Origin of the sequence: Olsenella sp. Marseille-P4559 (assembly GCF_900605015.1) — a bacterium.
Lineage (GTDB): Bacteria > Actinomycetota > Coriobacteriia > Coriobacteriales > Atopobiaceae > Tractidigestivibacter.
In genome coordinates, this window is record NZ_LR027575.1 from 54,690 (window position 1) to 72,979 (window position 18,290).

At 64.3% G+C, this 18,290-nt stretch carries 18 protein-coding genes and 1 tRNA gene; 7 read left to right on the plus strand and 12 right to left on the minus strand.

The window, feature by feature from the left end:
- The 3 genes from E0E00_RS11800 to E0E00_RS11810 form a co-directional block, all read right to left on the minus strand.
- A partial coding sequence (locus E0E00_RS11800; RefSeq protein WP_130813131.1) for an IS30 family transposase occupies window positions 1-644 on the minus strand: 644 nt, incomplete at its 3' end.
- A gap of 18 nt (window positions 645-662) precedes the next feature.
- Window positions 663-974, minus strand: a complete 312-nt coding sequence (locus E0E00_RS15470) for a helix-turn-helix domain-containing protein (RefSeq protein WP_371683404.1) — start codon at window positions 972-974, stop codon at window positions 663-665.
- A gap of 8 nt (window positions 975-982) precedes the next feature.
- The gene (locus E0E00_RS11810; protein WP_130812749.1) at window positions 983-1,447 is read right to left on the minus strand and encodes a hypothetical protein; all 465 of its coding nucleotides are present in this window, start codon (window positions 1,445-1,447) and stop codon (window positions 983-985) included.
- Window positions 1,448-1,630: 183 nt separating this feature from the next.
- On the opposite strand from E0E00_RS11810, the gene E0E00_RS11815 reads away from it, so the two are divergent.
- From E0E00_RS11815 to E0E00_RS11825, 3 genes are read left to right on the plus strand one after another with little or no spacing between them, the layout of a single operon-like run.
- The gene (locus E0E00_RS11815; protein ID WP_130812750.1) at window positions 1,631-2,146 is read left to right on the plus strand and encodes a hypothetical protein; all 516 of its coding nucleotides are present in this window, start codon (window positions 1,631-1,633) and stop codon (window positions 2,144-2,146) included.
- Between the two features lie 53 nt (window positions 2,147-2,199).
- Complete coding sequence (locus E0E00_RS11820; protein ID WP_130812751.1) at window positions 2,200-2,475, plus strand: type II toxin-antitoxin system RelE/ParE family toxin; 276 nt, start codon at window positions 2,200-2,202, stop codon at window positions 2,473-2,475.
- Window positions 2,476-2,480: 5 nt separating this feature from the next.
- Window positions 2,481-2,759 carry a HigA family addiction module antitoxin gene (locus tag E0E00_RS11825; protein WP_130813132.1) on the plus strand — a complete coding sequence of 93 codons (279 nt, stop codon included), beginning with the start codon at window positions 2,481-2,483 and terminating at the stop codon, window positions 2,757-2,759.
- A 623-nt stretch (window positions 2,760-3,382) separates the two neighbouring features.
- Here the strand turns inward: E0E00_RS11825 and gltA are convergent.
- From gltA to E0E00_RS11865, 8 genes are all read right to left on the minus strand, one after another.
- The gene (gene gltA, locus E0E00_RS11830; RefSeq protein ID WP_130812752.1) at window positions 3,383-4,789 is read right to left on the minus strand and encodes an NADPH-dependent glutamate synthase; all 1,407 of its coding nucleotides are present in this window, start codon (window positions 4,787-4,789) and stop codon (window positions 3,383-3,385) included.
- Entirely contained in the window at window positions 4,777-5,619 is an 843-nt protein-coding gene (locus E0E00_RS11835; protein WP_130812753.1) for a sulfide/dihydroorotate dehydrogenase-like FAD/NAD-binding protein, read from the minus strand. The genes gltA and E0E00_RS11835 overlap by 13 nt, the downstream gene beginning before the upstream one ends.
- A gap of 273 nt (window positions 5,620-5,892) precedes the next feature.
- On the minus strand, window positions 5,893-6,465 hold the full coding sequence (gene pth, locus E0E00_RS11840) for an aminoacyl-tRNA hydrolase (RefSeq protein ID WP_130812754.1): 573 nt from the start codon (window positions 6,463-6,465) through the stop codon (window positions 5,893-5,895).
- Between the two features lie 118 nt (window positions 6,466-6,583).
- Window positions 6,584-7,621, minus strand: a complete 1,038-nt coding sequence (locus E0E00_RS11845; protein WP_130812755.1) for an asparaginase — start codon at window positions 7,619-7,621, stop codon at window positions 6,584-6,586.
- A gap of 59 nt (window positions 7,622-7,680) precedes the next feature.
- Window positions 7,681-9,180, minus strand: coding sequence for an alpha-amylase (locus E0E00_RS11850; RefSeq protein ID WP_130812756.1), 1,500 nt, complete (start codon window positions 9,178-9,180; stop codon window positions 7,681-7,683).
- A 7-nt stretch (window positions 9,181-9,187) separates the two neighbouring features.
- Window positions 9,188-10,582, minus strand: a complete 1,395-nt coding sequence (gene glmU / locus E0E00_RS11855; RefSeq protein ID WP_130812757.1) for a bifunctional UDP-N-acetylglucosamine diphosphorylase/glucosamine-1-phosphate N-acetyltransferase GlmU — start codon at window positions 10,580-10,582, stop codon at window positions 9,188-9,190.
- Between the two features lie 428 nt (window positions 10,583-11,010).
- The gene (locus E0E00_RS11860; RefSeq protein WP_130812758.1) at window positions 11,011-12,006 is read right to left on the minus strand and encodes a ribose-phosphate pyrophosphokinase; all 996 of its coding nucleotides are present in this window, start codon (window positions 12,004-12,006) and stop codon (window positions 11,011-11,013) included.
- Window positions 12,007-12,230: 224 nt separating this feature from the next.
- Window positions 12,231-12,305 (minus strand) — tRNA-Gln (locus tag E0E00_RS11865).
- Between the two features lie 98 nt (window positions 12,306-12,403).
- On the opposite strand from E0E00_RS11865, the gene E0E00_RS11870 reads away from it, so the two are divergent.
- The 3 genes from E0E00_RS11870 (at window position 12,404) to E0E00_RS11880 (ending at window position 15,691) form a co-directional block, all read left to right on the plus strand.
- Window positions 12,404-14,020: an alpha-glucoside-specific PTS transporter subunit IIBC gene (locus tag E0E00_RS11870; protein WP_130812759.1), complete on the plus strand. Its 1,617-nt coding sequence runs from the start codon at window positions 12,404-12,406 to the stop codon at window positions 14,018-14,020.
- 203 nt (window positions 14,021-14,223) lie between these two features.
- On the plus strand, window positions 14,224-15,033 hold the full coding sequence (locus E0E00_RS11875) for an HAD hydrolase family protein (protein WP_130812760.1): 810 nt from the start codon (window positions 14,224-14,226) through the stop codon (window positions 15,031-15,033).
- A gap of 22 nt (window positions 15,034-15,055) precedes the next feature.
- Complete coding sequence (locus tag E0E00_RS11880; protein ID WP_130812761.1) at window positions 15,056-15,691, plus strand: metal-dependent hydrolase; 636 nt, start codon at window positions 15,056-15,058, stop codon at window positions 15,689-15,691.
- A 162-nt stretch (window positions 15,692-15,853) separates the two neighbouring features.
- Here the strand turns inward: E0E00_RS11880 and E0E00_RS11885 are convergent, their stop codons facing one another.
- On the minus strand, window positions 15,854-16,573 hold the full coding sequence (locus tag E0E00_RS11885; RefSeq protein WP_130812762.1) for a GntR family transcriptional regulator: 720 nt from the start codon (window positions 16,571-16,573) through the stop codon (window positions 15,854-15,856).
- 372 nt (window positions 16,574-16,945) lie between these two features.
- Here E0E00_RS11885 and E0E00_RS11890 point away from each other — a divergent pair, with 372 nt between their 5' ends.
- Entirely contained in the window at window positions 16,946-18,268 is a 1,323-nt protein-coding gene (locus tag E0E00_RS11890; protein WP_130812763.1) for an ABC transporter substrate-binding protein, read from the plus strand.
- The last annotated feature ends 22 nt before the right edge of the window (window positions 18,269-18,290 follow it).

The window sequence follows — 18,290 nt, forward strand, 5'->3', positions numbered from 1 at the left end:
AGGACCCTCCTCGGCCTGTCGTCGATCAGGTCCACCGCATGCTGGACCTCCTCGTCCGTGACCCTGCCGAAGTCGGTGCCCTTGGGGAAGAGCTCCCGCAGGGGCCCGTTGGCGTCCTCCACCGTCGGCTTCTGCCAGGGATGGTGGGGGTCGCAGGAGCAGGACTGCACACCTCCCAAGGCCTTTGTGACATCCGCGTGCCCCGCGGACCCCTTGCCCCCGTCTGGGGTGACCGTCCCGAGGGGGCGTCCCTGCAGCAGCGCGACCTCGGCCCTGCAGACGCTCCCGCTGTCGTGGTGGCATCTCCTCGCGAGGGGCAGCCTCGACGCCCCGTCGGCGGGCGCGGGCAGGCACACGAGCCCGGGGCCGACGACCGTGCCGTCCTCCCAGTCCCCGGGGCGAGACCTCTCATCGGCCTGCTTTGGCCTCTCCTCCACGGTGTGCGAGGCCCTGACCCTGCCCCTCGTCTCGGGCCCCTTCCTGCGCAGGTGGCGCCGCACCTGGCCTTCGGGGCCGGCACCCGGCAGGCCGGGGGCGCCCGCACGGGCCTCCCGGCAGGCCGTCGGGAGGCCCGCGACGCACCTTCCGCCGTTCTCCAGCCTGGGCCTGCCGCCTGTCTCGTCCGGGGACCAGTGGCCGTCCATGATGAGCGAGCGCACCTTCTACGCGAGCGCGGGGCCCGAGAGCCGCCTCTTCGGCCTGCACCTCCCGCGGCGCGCTTCCGCCCTCCCCTGTGCGGCGCATGCCCCATGGCGGCCGTGGCGGCCGTCCCCCTTGGGCTCGCGGCAGACGCTGGAGCTGTCCCTGCCGGTCTCTCTCGCGATGTAGCCGATTGGCCTTCCCCCTGCATGCAGCGTGGCCATGCGGTCCCTCTCCTGAGGGCCAAGATGCCTGTAGTGGCACATTCCTTCCAGCTTCCGACGTTGGCCTGGACAACCAACATCGTAGCCTTCCGGGATGTGCCACGCCTTCATTCGGCGGGCTATCGTGTTGCACTCAGAATGCTAATCCTCCCCTCGCCGGGGCCGGTCTCGTAGCGCCTCCCGCGGTTGCCCCGCGGCTCGGCGGCCCTGCGCTTCGGCGGCACGAGGTCCCTGTGCGCCGCGGCGTAGGTTTTCACCGTCGTGAGGCCGCCCTCGTAGCCCTGCGAGCGGATTCTCTCGAATGTCACCTGCGAGTTGGCGACGCCCCTCCGGAGTAGGTCGTCCACGACCCCGGCGAAGCCGGAGACCACCGTGCTGGCGGCCCGCATGCCCGTCCTGCCGTGGGGGAGCACCTCGAAGCCGTGCCTCCTGGGCGTCCTCGCCCCCTGGCGCGAGATCCCGGTCCTGCGGCAGAGCTCCGCCAGGCTGCAGGTCTGCGGGTCGAAGTCGCCCCCGGCCTCGGTGGCCATCGCCTCAAGGGCCTCGTCTATGATCTCCTGGAGGCCATCGCTCCTGTCAGTCATCGCATCTTTCCCCCCATCGCCGGCGCGTCGACAACACCAGCATAGGAGAGGGCGGGGACGGGGGCGATGGTTGCTTTTCACTGACTGGGATTGGCTGTTTTGCTTCGACTATTCGTGGTTGGAATCACTCGGTGCTAACAGTATGCCCAGAGCACCGCTACCGTCTCGGCCATCAATGCCCATATGCACGATATCAGGCACAAGGTCATGGCAACGCTCCAGGGAGAGGGCGTGGGCGTGACACAGGCAGCAGCGCAGGAGCTCGTGCATGACATCAGCATCTACGATGCTCAGGCCCATATGGGCAGTGCGGCGCTTGATTGCGTGCTGACAGAGAAGAGCTTCATCTGCCAGAAGGAAGGCATAGCACTCACGTGCATGGCAGACGGCAGCATGCTCCGCTTTGTGGCAGACGAGGATGTATATGCCCCCTTCTCCCTCCTGATCGATGCCGGATGCGCTGCTGCATCGACGTTTCCTGCCAAAGACGCCAAGGCCCTGAGCCTTACCACCAGACGGCAGGGCTCCCTTGCTGCGATACACCTCATGGGCAGCTGCACGCCTGAGGCTGATATGGCGCTCCAGGAGGCAGCAGGGCAGCTCTCGACGCTGATCAAACGGTATGGCGGAACAGCGACGGCTGCAGCAGAGGGTAGCAGCTTCTCTATCGACATCCTGTTTCCCCTGGAGCAATCTTGACCCCACCTTCCTATATGTGATACTTCTGTCAACCGGAAGTATAGGAGCCGCCCTTGGAGTTCCGCGACGCTGACATACAGGATTTCTGGGAGGGAACAAACCTCGCGCCCCGAAGGGTTCCCTCTGACGTACGCAGGGCATTGGTGCGCAAGCCGCAGCTTCTGGATGCCGCTCACGCCTTGGATGATCTGAAGGTCCCTCCAGGGAATCGACTCGAGGCGCTCACGGAAGACAGGAGAGGCCAATACAGCATCAGGGTAGATCGTCAGTGGCGTCTACGCTTCAAGTGGATTGATGGCGAAGCGAAGGGGGGGGGTCGAGTTTGTTGACTGCCATGCGTGACCTTATGAGCACCCCAGGCGAGATTCTCAAGGAAGAATTCCTGGGGCCGCTTGGTATTAGCCAGTATCGGCTTGCAAAGGTTATCGGCAAATCGGAATCGGCAGTCTCGGAGATTGTGAACGGCAAGCGCGCCATCACAGTCGAGATGGCATGGCTGCTTGCTGAAGCGCTGGGCACGACGCCCGAGTTCTGGATGAAGCTCCAGACCACCTATGATCTCAAGACTTTTGATCCCTCGGCTCTCCCCGAAGTAGCCGCACTGGCTGTATAGGAAGATGCATTGATCGAAACTGCTGGAGAGCAGGTCTGAAACCGTAGCTTCCCCAGGGAGCTGATGGGCCAGCCGTTACTTTAGAAGGGCAGATTGTCAAGCTGGGTGCGACATCTCCCCGTAGGCCTCGTCGGCCGTCCTGCATCCCAAGGCCTTCCCGGTCTGTCGTTGGTCAGGCCTACCGCATGTCGGACCCCCGTCCGTGGCCCTGCCGAAGCCCGTCTCCTTGGGGAAGAACTCCGCAGGAGCCCGTTCGTGTTCTCCATCGTCGGCTTCTGCCAGGGACGGCGCGGATCGAATCTATCCTGTTGCACTCAGAATGCCAATCCGTCTCCATAAAAAATGATGAGGTTTGGCTGGACATGCTGAGGCTTGGGAACAGTCTCTCTCATATCCACGGGGCTCGCAGAGGATTCGGCTCGCGAGGCTCTGGACGGATTCGTTTCCGCCCTTGCGACTTTCGAGCGGGATGCGTGCGAGGTGGTGGAAAACCTTCCCAGGTAGGTGCCGTGCGGTCTCGATTCCGCGCGTCCAGGACCTTTCCACCACATTGGAGTACGGGCCCGAGGCCGTTTGGCCTCGGGCCCGTACGCGCAAGGCATGCGTTGCCGAGAAGTACCGCGCTACCCTGCGGCGAGCGTCTCGGTGATGCTTGCTGCGGCGGTCTTGCCTGCACCCATGGCCAGGATGACCGTTGCGGCACCGGTGACGATGTCGCCGCCAGCCCAGATGCGGGGGTTGGAGGTGCGGCCGTTCTCGTCAGCCACGATGTAGCCCCACTTGTTGAGGTCCATGCCACCGATCTTCTTGGCGAAGGGGTTGGCGTTGGTGCCAATGGCGGAGATGGCTACGTCGCAAGGAATCTCCTCGATGGCCCCTTCGATGGGCACCGGGCGACGACGGCCGGAGGCGTCGGGCGCGCCAAGCTCCATCTTCTGGACCTTCACGGCACACACGCTGCCGTCCTCGCCGGCGATGAACTCAAGCGGCGAGACGAGTGGCATGACCTCGACTCCCTCGGCCTTGGCGTGGTGAAGCTCGGCGCGACGGGCGGGCATCTCGGCCTCGGTGCGGCGGTATGCGATGATGGCGCGCTCGGCACCCAGGCGCTTGGCCGTACGCACGGCGTCCATGGCGACGTTGCCGCCACCAAAGACCACGACCTGCTTGGCGTGCTTGGTGGGGGTGTCGTACTTGGGGAACTCGTTCGCCTTCATGAGGTTCACGCGGGTGAGGTATTCGTTGGCGAAGAAGACGTTGGGCAGGTTCTCGCCCGGGATGTTGAGGAACTTGGGCAGGCCGGCACCGGTTGCCACGTAGATGGCATCGAAGCCCTTCTCGCCCAGCAGTTCCTCGGCGTTGGCGAGGTTGCCCATGACGGAATTGAACTCGAACTTGACACCCAGCTCCTTGAGGCCGTCGATCTCGCGCTTGACGACCGCCTTGGGCAGGCGGAACTCGGGGATGCCGTAGACGAGCACGCCGCCGCCGGTGAAGAACGCCTCGAAGACGGTGACGTCAAAGCCGTTGCGAGCAAGCTCGCCGGCGCAGGTGATGCCGGAGGGGCCAGAGCCGATGACGGCGACCTTCTTGCCGTTGGCAGGCCTCATCTGGGGCCTGCTCGCAAGTTCCGGCTGGTCGCCCAGGAAGCGCTCGAGCTGGCCGATGGCCACGGGCTCGGACTTCTTGCCGCGTATGCAACGGCCCTCGCACTGGCTCTCCTGCGGGCACACGCGGCCGCAGATTGCGGGGAGCATCGAGTCCTCGTGGATGACGTCGAGGGCGGCGCCAAAGTCCTGCGCACGTATCTTCTCGATGAACTGGGGGATCTTGATGTTGACTGGGCAGCCCTCGACGCAGAGCGGCTTCTTGCAGTCCATGCAGCGCTCGGCCTCGGCCAGCGCCATCTCTTTGGTGAAGCCCTTGTCGACGGGGCGGAAGTCGTGGGCGCGCTCGTCCGCCTGCTCCTCGTTGTCGGGAGTGCGCGGAGACTTCATGTCGGGGGCAAAGCGACCGTTTACCTGTGGCATGCGCACATCGCCTCCTCATAGGCCTTGAGGGACTGGCCCTCCTCGGTACGATATGCGGCCTGACGCGCGCGGAGGTCGTTCCAGTCGACCTTGGTGGCGTCAAAGTCGGGGCCATCGACGCAGGCAAACTTGGTCTCGCCGTCGATTTCGACGCGGCAGCAACCGCACATGCCCGTGCCGTCGACCATGATGGGGTTGAGCGACGCGGTGATGGGGGTGTTGTACTTCTCGGCCGTGAGCGTGGAGAACTTCATCATGGGGACAGGGCCAACGCAGAAGACCTCGTCGACGGCCTTGGCCTGAAGTAGGCGCTCGAGTGGGACGGTGACCACGCCCTTCTCGCCATAGGACCCATCATCGGTGGTGATGTGGATGTGGTCATCGGGCAGGAGTTCGCGGAACTGATCCTCGAGCAGCAGTAGGTCCTTGGTGCGCGCGCCCATGATGGCGTGTACCTCGTGGCCGGTCTTCACCAGCGTGCGGGCAACGGGGTACGCGATGGCCAGGCCAACGCCGCCGCCTATGACGCAGGTGGTCCCGGGAGCCATGACCGTGGGCTGGCCCAGCGGTCCGGTGACGTCCTCGATGGAGTCACCGGGCTCGTAGCCGGAGAGCATCTTCGTGGTCTTGCCAACCACCATGAAGATGAACTCGACCCAGCCCTCTTCGGGGTTCCAGTCCGCAAAGGTGAACGGTACGCGCTCACCGGTCTCGTTGGCGCGAACCATCAGGAACTGGCCAGCGTGTGCGTGCTTGGCCATCTGTGGCGCCTCGATGCGGAACTTGAACACCTTCTCCGAGAACTGCGTCTTTTCGAGGATCTTGTACATGAAGCAAACTCCTCTCCTGAACTGCCTGTTCCGTAGCGCCGCAGTCATCTGCGACGCTGACGTGCCATGCCTTGTCGCGCAGGCTTCCCAACCTACGCAAACACTTCCATTCTACTTAATGAGGTGCTGGCAGGAAGCAGGATTCGTCCTGCGCGGTTACTCCATCTGTTGGGCACGCAGCGGTCCGCAGAGGTGAGCGGTGCGTGCCCGCTTGTCCGCAGAGCATGTGGAGCCAAGCGGCTGCGGGCTGCGTGTGGAGCCGACGGTGCCGCCCTAACGCAGGGCGTCGGCAGGCATGCCATCGTTGATGATTTGGCCGCAAAGCGATGACGCATCCTGGGCCAGAATCTGGAACTCGTCCAGGAAGCCGCCTTTGAGCTCGCGCAGGACGTAGTCTGCCACCTGCATCTTCCCGGGTGGGCGGCCAATACCACAGCGTAGGCGCGAGAAGTCCCTCGTGCCCAGCTTGTTGGCAATGGAGCGCAGGCCGTTGTGGGCGTTGAGGCCGCCGCCCCACTTGGCGCGCACCTCTCCGGCGGGCAGGTCTACCTCGTCGTGCACCACAAGGATCTCTGCGGGGGACAGGTGCTCCTGTCGCATGAGCCTTGAGAGCGGCCCTCCGCTCGTGTTCATGAAGCCTTGCGGCTTGGCGAGAATGACCTCGCGTCCGCCGATGGCCACACGGGCAACCATGCAGCCGGCCTCGCTTTTCCAGTAGCGCGTGCCGGCCCGCTCTGCCAGGGCGTCGACAGTGGCAAAGCCAATGTTGTGGCGCGTGTGCTCGTATTCCTGGCCAGGATTTCCCAGGCCGCACACGAGCCGGATTTCCTTGGGGCGTGCGGGCATGCCGTTCCTCTCGCCGTTGGTGCTTGCGGTCACGGTAAGGGTAGCGCATGGGGGCAGGCCATGCGGGGCGGGATGGCGCCCCGGGGCCCCGGCGTCCTCGGCGTGCCGGAACTCGAATCTACCGCACGGCCCGATCGTGGTTCACAGGCCGATAGAAGAGCTCTGCCACCTCGGCCGGATCGCGCGTCTGTCCCAGCGCCCACATAGTCTTGGCCACCAGGGCCTCTGTGGTCATGTCATCACCGCGAAGTATGGCCGGCTCCTTGGCGTAGGCACTCCCAACCTCGTAGACGCCCAGGTCAAGGCCCTCCTCCGAGACCTGCGTGGTGAGCACGATGGTCTTGCCGCAGTCGATCCAGTCAAGGATCGCCTGCTCGAAGCGGGCATCCTCGCACTCTGGGATGCCGCCGATGCCAAAGGTCTCAAGGATCACGGCGTCGTAGTCTGGCCCCAGCGCGTCAAGGATGTTGGGCCCCAGGCCCGGGGTGAGGCGCACCACTACAACGTGCTCGTCCAGCTGCTCGTAGACGCGCGGGCGTCCCCGGCGCTGTCTCCCCGCCCCCGCGGCTCCGGGGATGGTCATGCCCTCCCGGCCCTCCCGGATGATGCGATTGTTGCGGATGATTGCCGGCAGCGGGTAGTTCACGCTGGTAAACGCGTTGAAGCTCATCGTGCGCTGCTTGTGGGCACGCGTCCCCACGATGACGGAGCCCCCAAACACGATGGACACGTCGTGCGAGGCGTCATCGGTGGCGTAGAGCAGCGACTGGTATAGGTTGAGCTTGGCGTCGGTGAAGGGGTTGGCCATGGGCTGCTGGGAGCCCGTGAGCACGATGGGCTTGGGACTTCCCTGGATGAGGTAGGAGAGCGCCGCTGAGGTGTAGGCCATGGTGTCGGTGCCATGCAGCACAACAAAGCCGTCGTAGTCGTCGTAGGCATCCGTGATCGTTGCCGCGATGCGCTTCCAATCGCGCGGGCGCATGTTGGTGGAGTCGATGTTCATGGGCTGAACGATGTCCAGGTCACAAAGGCCGCGTGCTTGTGGTACGTAGCCGGCCAGCTCCTCTCCGGTGAGCGCCGGTGCAAGGCCGCCACCGTCTGCCTCCGGCATGGAGGCAATGGTCCCGCCCGTGGCGACCATGAGGATTCTCTTCATGCGTCCCTCCGTTCGAGAAGTGCGTCTGCCGAGAGGTGCCGGCCACGCACCCCTCGGCTCTACGCTTCCGGCCTCACCAGGATGGGGATGCTATCCAACTTGTCAGCCGCCGTTGCAGGCAGGTAGACCGTAAGCTTGGCGCCACCGGTGGGAAACTCCGCCCAGCCCTCCTCGCCAATCGCCACGGTGCCCTCGACGCCGAGCACGCAGCGCCACGTCTCGCCTGCGTGACCCGCGCCCACGCACATGCGCTTTGTGGCGTTGCCCGCGCGCGTGGAGAGCAGGATGGCCGTCCCCGAGACTCCGTGTCGAGCGGTGCCCTCGCGCGTCCAGCCGACGAGGTCCTTCTCGTCAAACCAGTCGCGCTGCTCGCCGTAGGCAAAGCGGCGACGGACCTCCATGAGCAGCTCGAGCTCGGGAACGGCCGGAATCTGGTCGTTGGGGAGGCCAAAGAGGTCGCCCATGAAGACGCAGGGATATCCTGCCTCGCGCAGCAGGATGAGCGCGTAGGCAAGCGGCTTGAACCAGGGTTCGACCGTCGACTCGAGGGCCTGGTCGGGCTGGGTGTCGTGGTTGTCCACGAAGGTCACGGCGTGAACGGGGTCGGCGCTCACGAGGCTTCCGTCCAGGATGTGTGCGAGGTCGATGTCGTCACCTGCCGTTGACGCGTGGTAGAAGTTGAAGTGGAGCGGCACGTCGAAGAGGCTCATGGCCCCCTCATGGCCAAGGTACGCCTGAAGCTCGCCTACGCTCTGGGACCAGTACTCTCCCACGGCAAAGAGCTCCTTGCCGGTCTTCTCGCGCATGCGAGAGAGCCAGTCAAGGTAGAACGAGCGGCTCATGTGCTTCACGGCATCCAGGCGCACGCCGTCCACTCCGGTAAGCCCCAGGTACCAGCCGCCCCACGTGGCGAGCTGCTTGCGCACGCGCGGGTCGTCCAGGTCGACGTCAGCGCCCATGAGGTAGTCGTAGTTGCCAAGCTCATGGCTCACCTCGCCTGACCACTGCTTGCCCACAAGGCGGTAGATGCCGTTGCGACCCTCGAGCTCGTCGTAGTCGACGCCCGTGAAATCCGTGATGCCCCACTGGTAGCGGTCGAGCCTCCCGTCGCGGCCGGGGAACTCGAAGCGCGTGTAGGCACGAATCTCGCGCGGGTCGCCCACGGTCTGCATGCGGTCCTGGCCGTCGCATTCCTGTGCCAGCACCAGCTGCGTGCCGTCTGCGCCCATGCGGTGGTTGAGGACCACGTCGGCAAGCACGTTGACGCCCTGCTCCTGGATGGCGCGGATGGCTGCCAGGTACTCGTGGCGCGTGCCGTACTTGGTGCGTACCGAGCCCTTCTGGTCGAACTCGCCGAGGTCCCAAAGGTCGTAGACGCCATAGCCCACGTCCTCGGCGCCCGCCCGCCCCTTGTAGGCAGGCGGCATCCAGACCGAGGTGAAGCCCTTCTCCGCAAAGCGTGGGGCCATCTTGGCGAGGCGGCGCCAGTGCTGGCCGTCTGCTGGCAGATACCAGGAGAAGGCCTGGAGCATGAGTCCGTTCTTCGTGTTGACTGCCATGGGTCTCCTACTTTCGGGGCTTGATACCCAGGCGCTCGCGACGGGCGATGGCGTAGCCCTCGACGTTCTTCTGCTTGCTGCGCTCGATGGCGAGCGCATCGTCGGGCACGTCGTGCGTGATGCAGGAGCTGGCACCTGTAATGGCGCCGGCGCCAATGCTGATGGGTGCGACCATCATGGTGTCAGAGCCGATGAAGGCCCCGTCGCCGATGGTGGTGCGGCTCTTGTGCACGCCGTCATAGTTGCAGGTGATCGACCCGCCACCGATGTTCACCCCGGAGCCCATCTGCGTGTCGCCAATGTAGGAGAGGTGTGGCACCTTGGAGCCCTCGCCGACCACGGAGTTCTTGAGTTCCACGTGCGTGCCGGCCTTGGCACTGCGAAGGAGGTGGGTGTGGCCGCGCAGGTAGGCGCGAGGCCCGCAGTTGACGTCGTCGTCGATAGCGGAGTCTACGATTACGGTCTCGTCCACGGTGCAGTTGTTGCCCACCGTCGCGTCCTCGAGGCGACTGTTGGGGCCAACCACGCATGCCTCGCCCACGGACGTCTTGCCCCAGATGAAGGTCTGGGGGAGGAGGACGGTGTCCTTGCCAACGCGTGCCTCAGGGCCAATCCAGACCTGGTCGGGGTCGAGCATCGAGACGCCGGAGCGCATGAGGCCCTCGTTGGTGCGGCGCTGCATGACCTTGGTGACCTGCGCCAGCTGGACGCGGTCATTCACGCCCAAGAGCTCCTCGTAGTCGTCGCAGTGGACAGCCGAGACGGGCTCGTCCATGTCCGCGTAGACGCCAACCATGTCGGTGAGGTAGTACTCGCCCTGGCTGTTGTCGTTCGTGATCGTGTCGATGCCGGACGAGAGGCGCTCGCCGCAGAAGCAGTAGGCGCCGGCGTTGCACTCAAGAAGCGTCGCGCGCTGCTCGGGCGTGCAGTCCTTGTCCTCGATGATGGCACGCACCTTGCCGTCCTCGATGAGAACGCGGCCGTAGCCCGCAATGTCGGGCGGGGTCATGGTGAGCAGCGTGCAGGCGCTGTGGCTCGCACGGGTGGCGTCAACCAAGGCCGAGATGGTCTGCGGGCGAATGAGTGGAAGGTCGCCGTTGAGAACCACCACGGGCCCGGCAAAGCCGCCCAGGGCGTCGCGCGCCACGCGCACGGCGTGGCCGGTTCCCAGGCGCTCGGTCTGCTCGGCAAACTCGACGCCCTTCTCGTCTGCGAAGCAGGAGCGAACCTCATCGGCGCCATTCCCCACGACAAGCACGATGCGGTCGACGCCGGCCTTGCGGGCGGCGTCGACAACCCACCATGCGAGGGGCTTGCCAAGGACCTCGTGCATGACCTTGGGGTGATGTGACTTCATGCGCGTTCCCTCGCCGGCGGCAAGGACGATCGCGGTGACGGGCATGGCTGCCTCCTACGTTCGTGGTGGTTTAGGGGCTGCAAGGCCACCCCGACCTGTGCCGAGGGGCTGCATGACGGCTCAATGATAGCTCAGGCATATGGTTGAGACGTGCGGCCTGCCATTCCCTTGCCGTGCCCGCGCGCTGCTGCGGTGCGGACGAGCGCCCATCCAATGGGAAGCGCCAGGAGCGCCCAGAGCGCTGGTGTGGGGCGCAAGGTAGTCGATGGGGCCAAGGCGTGACATTCCTGCGGTTGGCCCCAGGGGGCCGAACAGCCGAGAAGCCCCCATAGCGTCCAGCGCAAAGCCCGCGCCGTCAGCGAGTGCCACCAGGAGCATCATGCAGGCTACACGTACGAGAGCGACGCCGCGGGGGCTCTCTCGGCGGCGTTGATGATCCTCTCGCTTGCCTGGGGCTTCTTGTCCGCCATCCGTCAGACCTCGGAGTGGCCCGCCGCGCCTTGGGAGACCGAGTTGTTGGCGTAGACGTTGTAGATGCACGTTGCCAGGGGCTCGGCAATGCTGATCTGCTTGATCTTGGAGCCGGGCTTGTTTGCCGCCTCGCATGGGATGGCATCGGTGACCACGCACTCGACGATGGGCGCGTTCTGCAGGCGCTCGACGGCCTGGCCGGAGAAGATGCCGTGGGTGGCAGAGACGTAGATGTCGCCGGCGCCCATCTCCTTGAGCTTGTTGATGGAGCCCACAAGGGTGCCGCCCGTGTCAATCATGTCGTCGTTGATGATGCAGGTCTTGCCCACGATGTTGCCGATGACGCCCATGACCTCGGCAGCATTGTGCTTGGGACGGCTCTTGTGGGCGATTGCCACCTCGCAGCCAAGGTAGTCCGCAAGCTTCTTGGCAACCTTTGCGCGACCCATGTCGGGCGAGACCACCACGGTGTCGTCCCAGTCGAAGTGCTTGGTCTTGAAGTAGTCACCAAAGTTGTAGAGGGCGGTGAGGTGCGTCACGGGGATGTCGAAGAAGCCCTGAATCTGGCCAGAGTGCAGGTCGAGGGTGATGACGCGGTCTACGCCGGCAGCCTCGAGAAGGTTGGCCACCAGGCGGGCGGTGATGGGCTCGCGGCTTGAGGCCTTGCGGTCTTGGCGCGCGTAGCCGTAGTGGGGGATGACAGCCGTGAAGCTCTCCGCGCTTGCGCGGGTGGCGGCGTCGGCCACGATGAGCGTCTCCATGATGAGGTCGTTCACGTTCTTGCCGGCGATGGTCTGGATGAAGAAGACCTCGTCGCCGCGGACAGACTCCTCAAAGCGAGCGTAGATCTCCCCGTTGGCGAACTTCTCGATCTTGAGACCTTGGAGCTGGAGCTGGAGGATGCCTGCGATGTCCTGGGCGAGCTTGGGGTTGCTTGTACCGGAGTAAAGCTTGATTTCCTTTTGGTAGGTGGTGGGCTTGCTCAGGTCTTCGTACATCGGCTGCCGTCCTTCCGTCTCCTATGCCAGGTTATTCAGGTTGTTCTCGCAGGCACGATGATAGCGTAGCTCATGCGCCTGCCGCTACCTTACATGAGCGCTTCATTCTCATCCCAGGAGGACCTTGGGAAGATCCCAGGGCTGGCGGGGCATGCGTTTTTGCCTGCGGGAAGTGTGGCGCCATGGCTTGGCTGCCGGGCCAAGAGGTGTGTGCGAGAAGGGATTGGCTGGGGTAGTAGGATTCGAACCCACATTCCAGGCACCAAAAACCCGTGTCCTAACCGTTGGACGATACCCCAGTGCGTGTGGCGCCCGCCGAGCGGGCTTCTCGGCTAGTGTATCAGAGTGTGGGTGCGCGGGAGGGTGCGCTCCTCGTGTCGAGAGGGGAGATCACAGCATGATGAAAGCAATTCAGCGGTTTGGCGGTGCCCTCTTCACCCCTGCCATGCTCTTCGCCTTCGCGGGGGTTGTGGTGGGGCTGGGGACGCTCTTCACCACCGAGCCCATCATGGGGCCCATTGCGGCGGCAGGTACCGCTTGGACAAAGTTTTGGACCGTGTTCCTTGATGGTGGGTGGACGGTCTTCAATCAGCTGCCGCTGCTCTTTGCCGTTGCGCTTCCCATCGGTCTTGCCAAGAAGCAGGCCGGCCGCTGCTGCCTTGAGGCGTTTGTCGCATATCTCACGTTTAATTACTTCGTGAGTTCGATGCTCTCGGCGTGGGCACCTGAGCTGGGCGTTGACTTCTCGGCAACCGCCGGGACCTCCGAGGGCATCGTGGCCATAGCCGGCATACGCACGCTCGACATGGGCATTGCGGGTGCGCTTCTCGTCTCCGGCGTGGTCATTGCGCTGCACAACAGGCTCTTTGACACCAGCCTCCCCGAATGGCTCGGGGTCTTCTCGGGCTCGACGTTTGTGTACATGGTCTCGTTCGTCGTGATGCTGCCGCTGGCGGGTGTGGCTGTGCTGGTCTGGCCCAAGGTCCAGTTTGGCATGCGCGTTTTCCAGCAGCTCGTTCTCGATGCGGGCTCGGCGGGCGTGGGGGTCTTCGTCTTCCTTGAGCGCGTGCTCATCCCGTTTGGCCTGCACCACCTGCTCTACGCGCCGTTCTACTACGACAACGTGATAGTGCAGGGCGGCATCTACGCTGCCTGGGCAAACGCCCTGCCCCAGATGGCGGCCTCCACCAGGCCGCTTGCAGAGCTTGCGCCCTGGGCCTCGCTTACGGCGACGGGCTGGTCCAAGCTCTTCGGCATCCCAGGCATTGCGGCCGCCTTCTACGTCACGGCCAAGCCCGAGCGTCGCAAGCGCGTGCTGGCCCTTCTCGTCCCCGTGACGCTCACCTCTATTCTCTGCGGCGTTACCGAGCCCATCGAGTACACCTTCCTCTTTGTGGCACCGCAGCTCTTTGTGGTTCATGCTGCGCTCGCCGCCTGCCTTTCCATGACCATGAACGCCTTTGGCGTGGTGGGCGTCTTTTCGGGCGGGCTCATCGAGATGTCATCGCTCGACTTTGTGCCCCTTTCGGCGACGCACGGTCAGACCTACCTCGTGGCCCTGGGGATTGGCCTGTGCTATACGGTCATCTACTTCCTGGTCTTCCGCCTTCTCATTCTGCGCTTCGACTTCAAGACACCTGGCCGCACTGACGAGGAGGACATCCGTCTGAACACGCAGGACGAGTACCGTGACGCCCATGGCATGCCGCGCGCGCAGGATGGCAGGCGGCTGGGAGCTGCGGGCGAGAAGGCAGACGGCGACCAGACGGATGCCTTTGCCACCCGCCTGGCTGAGCTGCTGGGTGGTGCGGAGAACATCGGGGGTATCACCAGCTGTGCCACGCGGTTGCGCGTGGACGTGCATGACCCCGGACGCGTTGCGGCAAACGGGGCGTTCGTGGCCGCTGGCGCGCGTGGTGCCATATGCAACGGACGTGCGGTACAGGTGATCGTGGGGCTCAACGTGATACAGGTGGCGGAGGGCATCCAGAAGGTTCTGGGGATGGGTGAGTGAGCGTGGCGGGCGTCGGGGGCGCAACAGATGCCGCCATACTGGGTCGCTCTAACTTATTGGATAACATGTCTGATATGTAGGCCCCCTTGTTGTGGGTTTGAACAAGTGGTTGAATGACAGCAGGTAAGTTGCACTGGCGAAGATGCGGTGTCGCGAGTAAGCCCGCCCGCACCCCGCCGTAGGGATGAGAGACGAGGCCTGCCGTGGGCGAGCGCGTGACAGCGTTCTTTGACATCGATGGGACCCTGGGCTGGACCGATCCGGTTTCCCGCGAGCAGATGGGTGACGGGGAGCGCAAGCTCTCACCGGCCCCAAGCCCAGCCGTGGCAGACGCCATCAAGCGCTTTGTGGCCAGGGGCAACCGTGCGTTCATCTGCACGGGGCGCGCGCCACAGGATGTCCACTCTCAGATGGCTGCCCTGCCCTTCTCGGGCATGGCCTGCCTGGCCGGTGCGTATGTGAGGGTAGAGGACCGCGTCCTTCGGGACGCCGCCCTGCCGGCAGAGGTCCTGACCTGCGTTGATGCGGTTCTCTCCCAGACCGGTATGGGTGCCCTTCTGGAGTCCACTCGTGGTTCCGTTGACGTGCGCGGGGGTGCCGCCGGCACACACCAGCCGTCTCCCGCGAACGTGGGCGAGGCCCTGCGGCTCATTCCGGGCGGACGCGTGCACAAAGTCGTGCTGCCAACGTCTGCCGCGAAAGCCGTGGCCGAGAGGCTCTCCGGTGTGGTGGGGCTCTCCGTCACGGGGCTTGAGCTTGGGAACAGCGAGGTAGGGCTGTCGGAGAACTGCAAGTGCGACGCCGTGAAGGCGATTCTCGACTACCTGGGCGACGCGGGCGCCACCTATGGATTTGGGGACTCCGAGAACGACCTTAGCCTGTTCGAACAGGTTGACGTATCCGTGGCGATGGGCAACGCCGCGCCGGCGGTGAGGGAGGCTGCGACCTACGTGACCGATACCGTGGGCAACGACGGCGTGGCCACAGCCCTCGCCAGACTGTGTCTCATTTAGGCGTGTCCGGGCTGGTGTTGCGATGACGGGGAAGACTCACATTGCCGTTGGGGCTGCGGCCGCCCTCGCGGTTGCTAAGCACGTCCCGGTGGCGCTGACGGGTGGGGTCCCGGTGCTTGCGGGCCAGGCTTCGTCGCTGGCATGCCTTGCCGCCGGTGGGGTAGGAGGCCTCCTCCCCGATGCCGACGTTTCGACCAGCGCGGCATCGCAGCAGCTCAGAAGGGCATGGTGGCTTCTCGTTGCCGTGGTTGCTGCCACATTTGCCGCGGATGCGCCCCTCGGGGGCGACCTCGGCGAGCAGGTCGTCGCCTTCGCGCGTGCTGCGGGGATGCACCAGGTTGCAGGGCTTGCCGTGATTGTGGCGGTGCTTGCCTGCGGGCGGGCATCTGGTCATAGGGGCTTCTCGCACTCGCTTGTCGCAACGCTCCTCTTCTTTGCGGGAGCGTATCTCGCGCTGCCGGGGCTTGCCCTTGCCCTTACGGTGGGATATGCGTCCCACCTGGTGATTGACCTTCCCAACAGGATGCCCGAGCGCATCTTTTGGCCCGTGTCAAAGGGTCAGTCGCTGGGTCTGTGCAAAGCCGGGGGCGTGGTGGACGGGCTGCTTCTCGCCCTGGGGGCTCTCGCCACGGCCGCACTGCTCGCGGGGTGGCTGTAGTCGCTGGGCCTGCGCGGCCGTCATCAGGACGTGGGGAATCGCCAGTCAGACGGGCTTAGGCGTCCGGGGGATTCCCAACCGGCGAAGAAGCGCGGTAGAGTGCGCCTTGCGGCGTCAACGCGCCGGGAAGCCATGCAGCCAAGACCTGCGTACCTGCCGTGCCTACCGCCTTGAGACGGTAGTGAAGCAGAAGATCTCCGGATGGTGGCGTACCTGCGTGTACTCGAACATCACGCCGTCAGAGTTGTAGGACTGGCTCTCGACCACGGCTACGCAGTTGTAGGGGTCGAGGTCCATGTAGCTGCAGTCCTCGTCGGTTGCAAGCTGCACCGTGATCCGGCGTCGACTCGTGAGAATGCGCATCCCCAGGTTTTTCTCGAGGTAGCTATAGACGGACTTCTCAGCCTGTTCGGCAGTGAGCCTTGGAACGGCAGACGCCAGGAAGTAGTCGTGGTCGACCTGGCGGGCAACATCATCCAGCGTGCGCACGCGCACAATGCGCACGAGCTCGACGCCCTCGGCAAAACCGGTGCGCCGCGCAAGTCCCGCGCCGCAGGCGACGCGTTCAAATGACTTTACCTGCGTGTCAGGGACAAGGCCGTTTCTGCGCGCATACTCGCCAAAAGACTCGACACCCTCAAGCGAGCCCTGGGCGCTGTGGGACTCGCGCTGCCAGATAACCCGTACCCCCCGCCCATGCATGGGCTGCACGTACGCGTCATCCGCAAGCATGGAGACCGCCCGTCTCAGCGTGTTGCGCGAGCAGCCGTACTCTGTCGTAAGCTCTCCCTCTGAGGGAAGAAGCTCCTGGTAGGAGTAGGTTCCCTCCTGAATCTTGCCCTTGAGGTCACGGTAGATGCCCTCAAAGATTGCCTTAGGCATATGGTCTCTCCTCGATGACGAACTGCTGGCCCGCTCAGGCACGATTGCAACGGAATGCGTGCGGAGCGCAAGCAGGCCACACGCGATACCCGACATCCTAAAGCTCTCAAAGGATGTTTGGACGAGTGACTGGTGAAGCCACAGAAACAGACGGCAGTCTACCTGCAAGAAAGATGTTATCCACTTACACGTGCCTACCGTTTACCACGAAATAGGTACCGTTCAGTCAAAACTTGTTTGAACAAGATTCCTGTCACGCTATCGTCATGCACAGGAAACGGGTCGTTACCTGGGCGAGTTCGTGTAGCGGCTCCGCGATATGCGAGAGCGACGGAGGGTGTCGTTCGAGAAGAAAGCAACGGGAGGATCACGATGGGGAACATTTCGAGGAAGCAGTTCATCACGCTCGGTGCGGCGTCGGCGGCCGTCCTTGGCCTCGCCGGCTGTGGTGGCAGCCCCAGCTCCACCACCAGTAGCTCGAGCAGCGAAGACCGCTCCGGCAGCGTCTACTGGCTCAACTTCAAGCCCGAGCTGGACGACGCCGCCCAGAAGCTTGCCAAGAGCTACATGGAGAAGTACCCCAACGTCAAGGTGAAGGTCCAGACCGCCGCGTCCGGCACCTACGAGCAGACGCTCACCTCCGAGATGGACAAGACGGACGCCCCCACGCTCTTCAACATCGGCACCACCGCCGGCGTCAAGGAGTGGGGCCCCAACGCCATGGACCTCTCCGGCACCGACATCGAGAAGGCCCTCTCCACCGACGAGTACACCTACAAGGATGACCAGGGCCGCCTTGTCTGCGCTGGCCTCTGCTACGAGTCCTACGGCATCGCCGTCAACTCTGACCTGGTCGAGAAGGCCGGCCACAGCGTGGACGACATCAAGGACTTCGACTCCCTGAAGACCGTCGCCGAGGACATCCACAAGAACGCCTCCACCCTCGGCTTCGACGCCTTCGCGGCCACCGACCTCGACGACTCCTCGTCTTGGCGCGTGACTGGCCACCTCGCCAACCTCGAGTACTACTACGAGGAGAAGGACGCCGGCGGCTGGACCGAGACCCCCGCTGCCATCAAAGGCACCTACCTCCCCAACTACAAGAACATCTTCGACTTGGCCATCAACAACTCCGCTGAGGACCCCTCGACCCTCTCCACCGGCGGCCACGATCCCTCGACCGAGTTCACCAGCGGCAAGGCCGCATTCTTCTTCACCGGCTCCTGGGACTACGCCACCATCGCCGCTGCCCAGAAGAACACCACGATGATCCCGTACTACTGCGGCGTCTCCGGCGAGGAGAAGGCCGGCCTCAACAACGGCACCGAGAACCGCCTCGCCATCAGCGACGCAGCCTCCGACGAGGACAAGAAGGCCACCATGGACTTCTGGCTCTGGCTCGTCACCGATCCCGAGGCCTCCAAGGAAATGGTCGCGCAGCTGGGCGTCCTCCCCTACACCAACGCCGCCAAGGGCGACAACGGCTACCTCAACAAGGCCGAAGAGCTCTCTAAGGCTGGCAACTACACCATGGACTGGGCTACGAACTACCAGCCCAACGTCGACCAGTACCGCAAGGCCCTCGTGTCTGCCCTCAACGCCTACACGGCCGACCAGTCCGACGCCAACTGGGGCACCTTCGCGACCGCGTTTGTCGACGGCTGGGCCCAGAACTACAAGGTTGAGAACGCCTAGAGCCTCATCCGACCCTTGACAG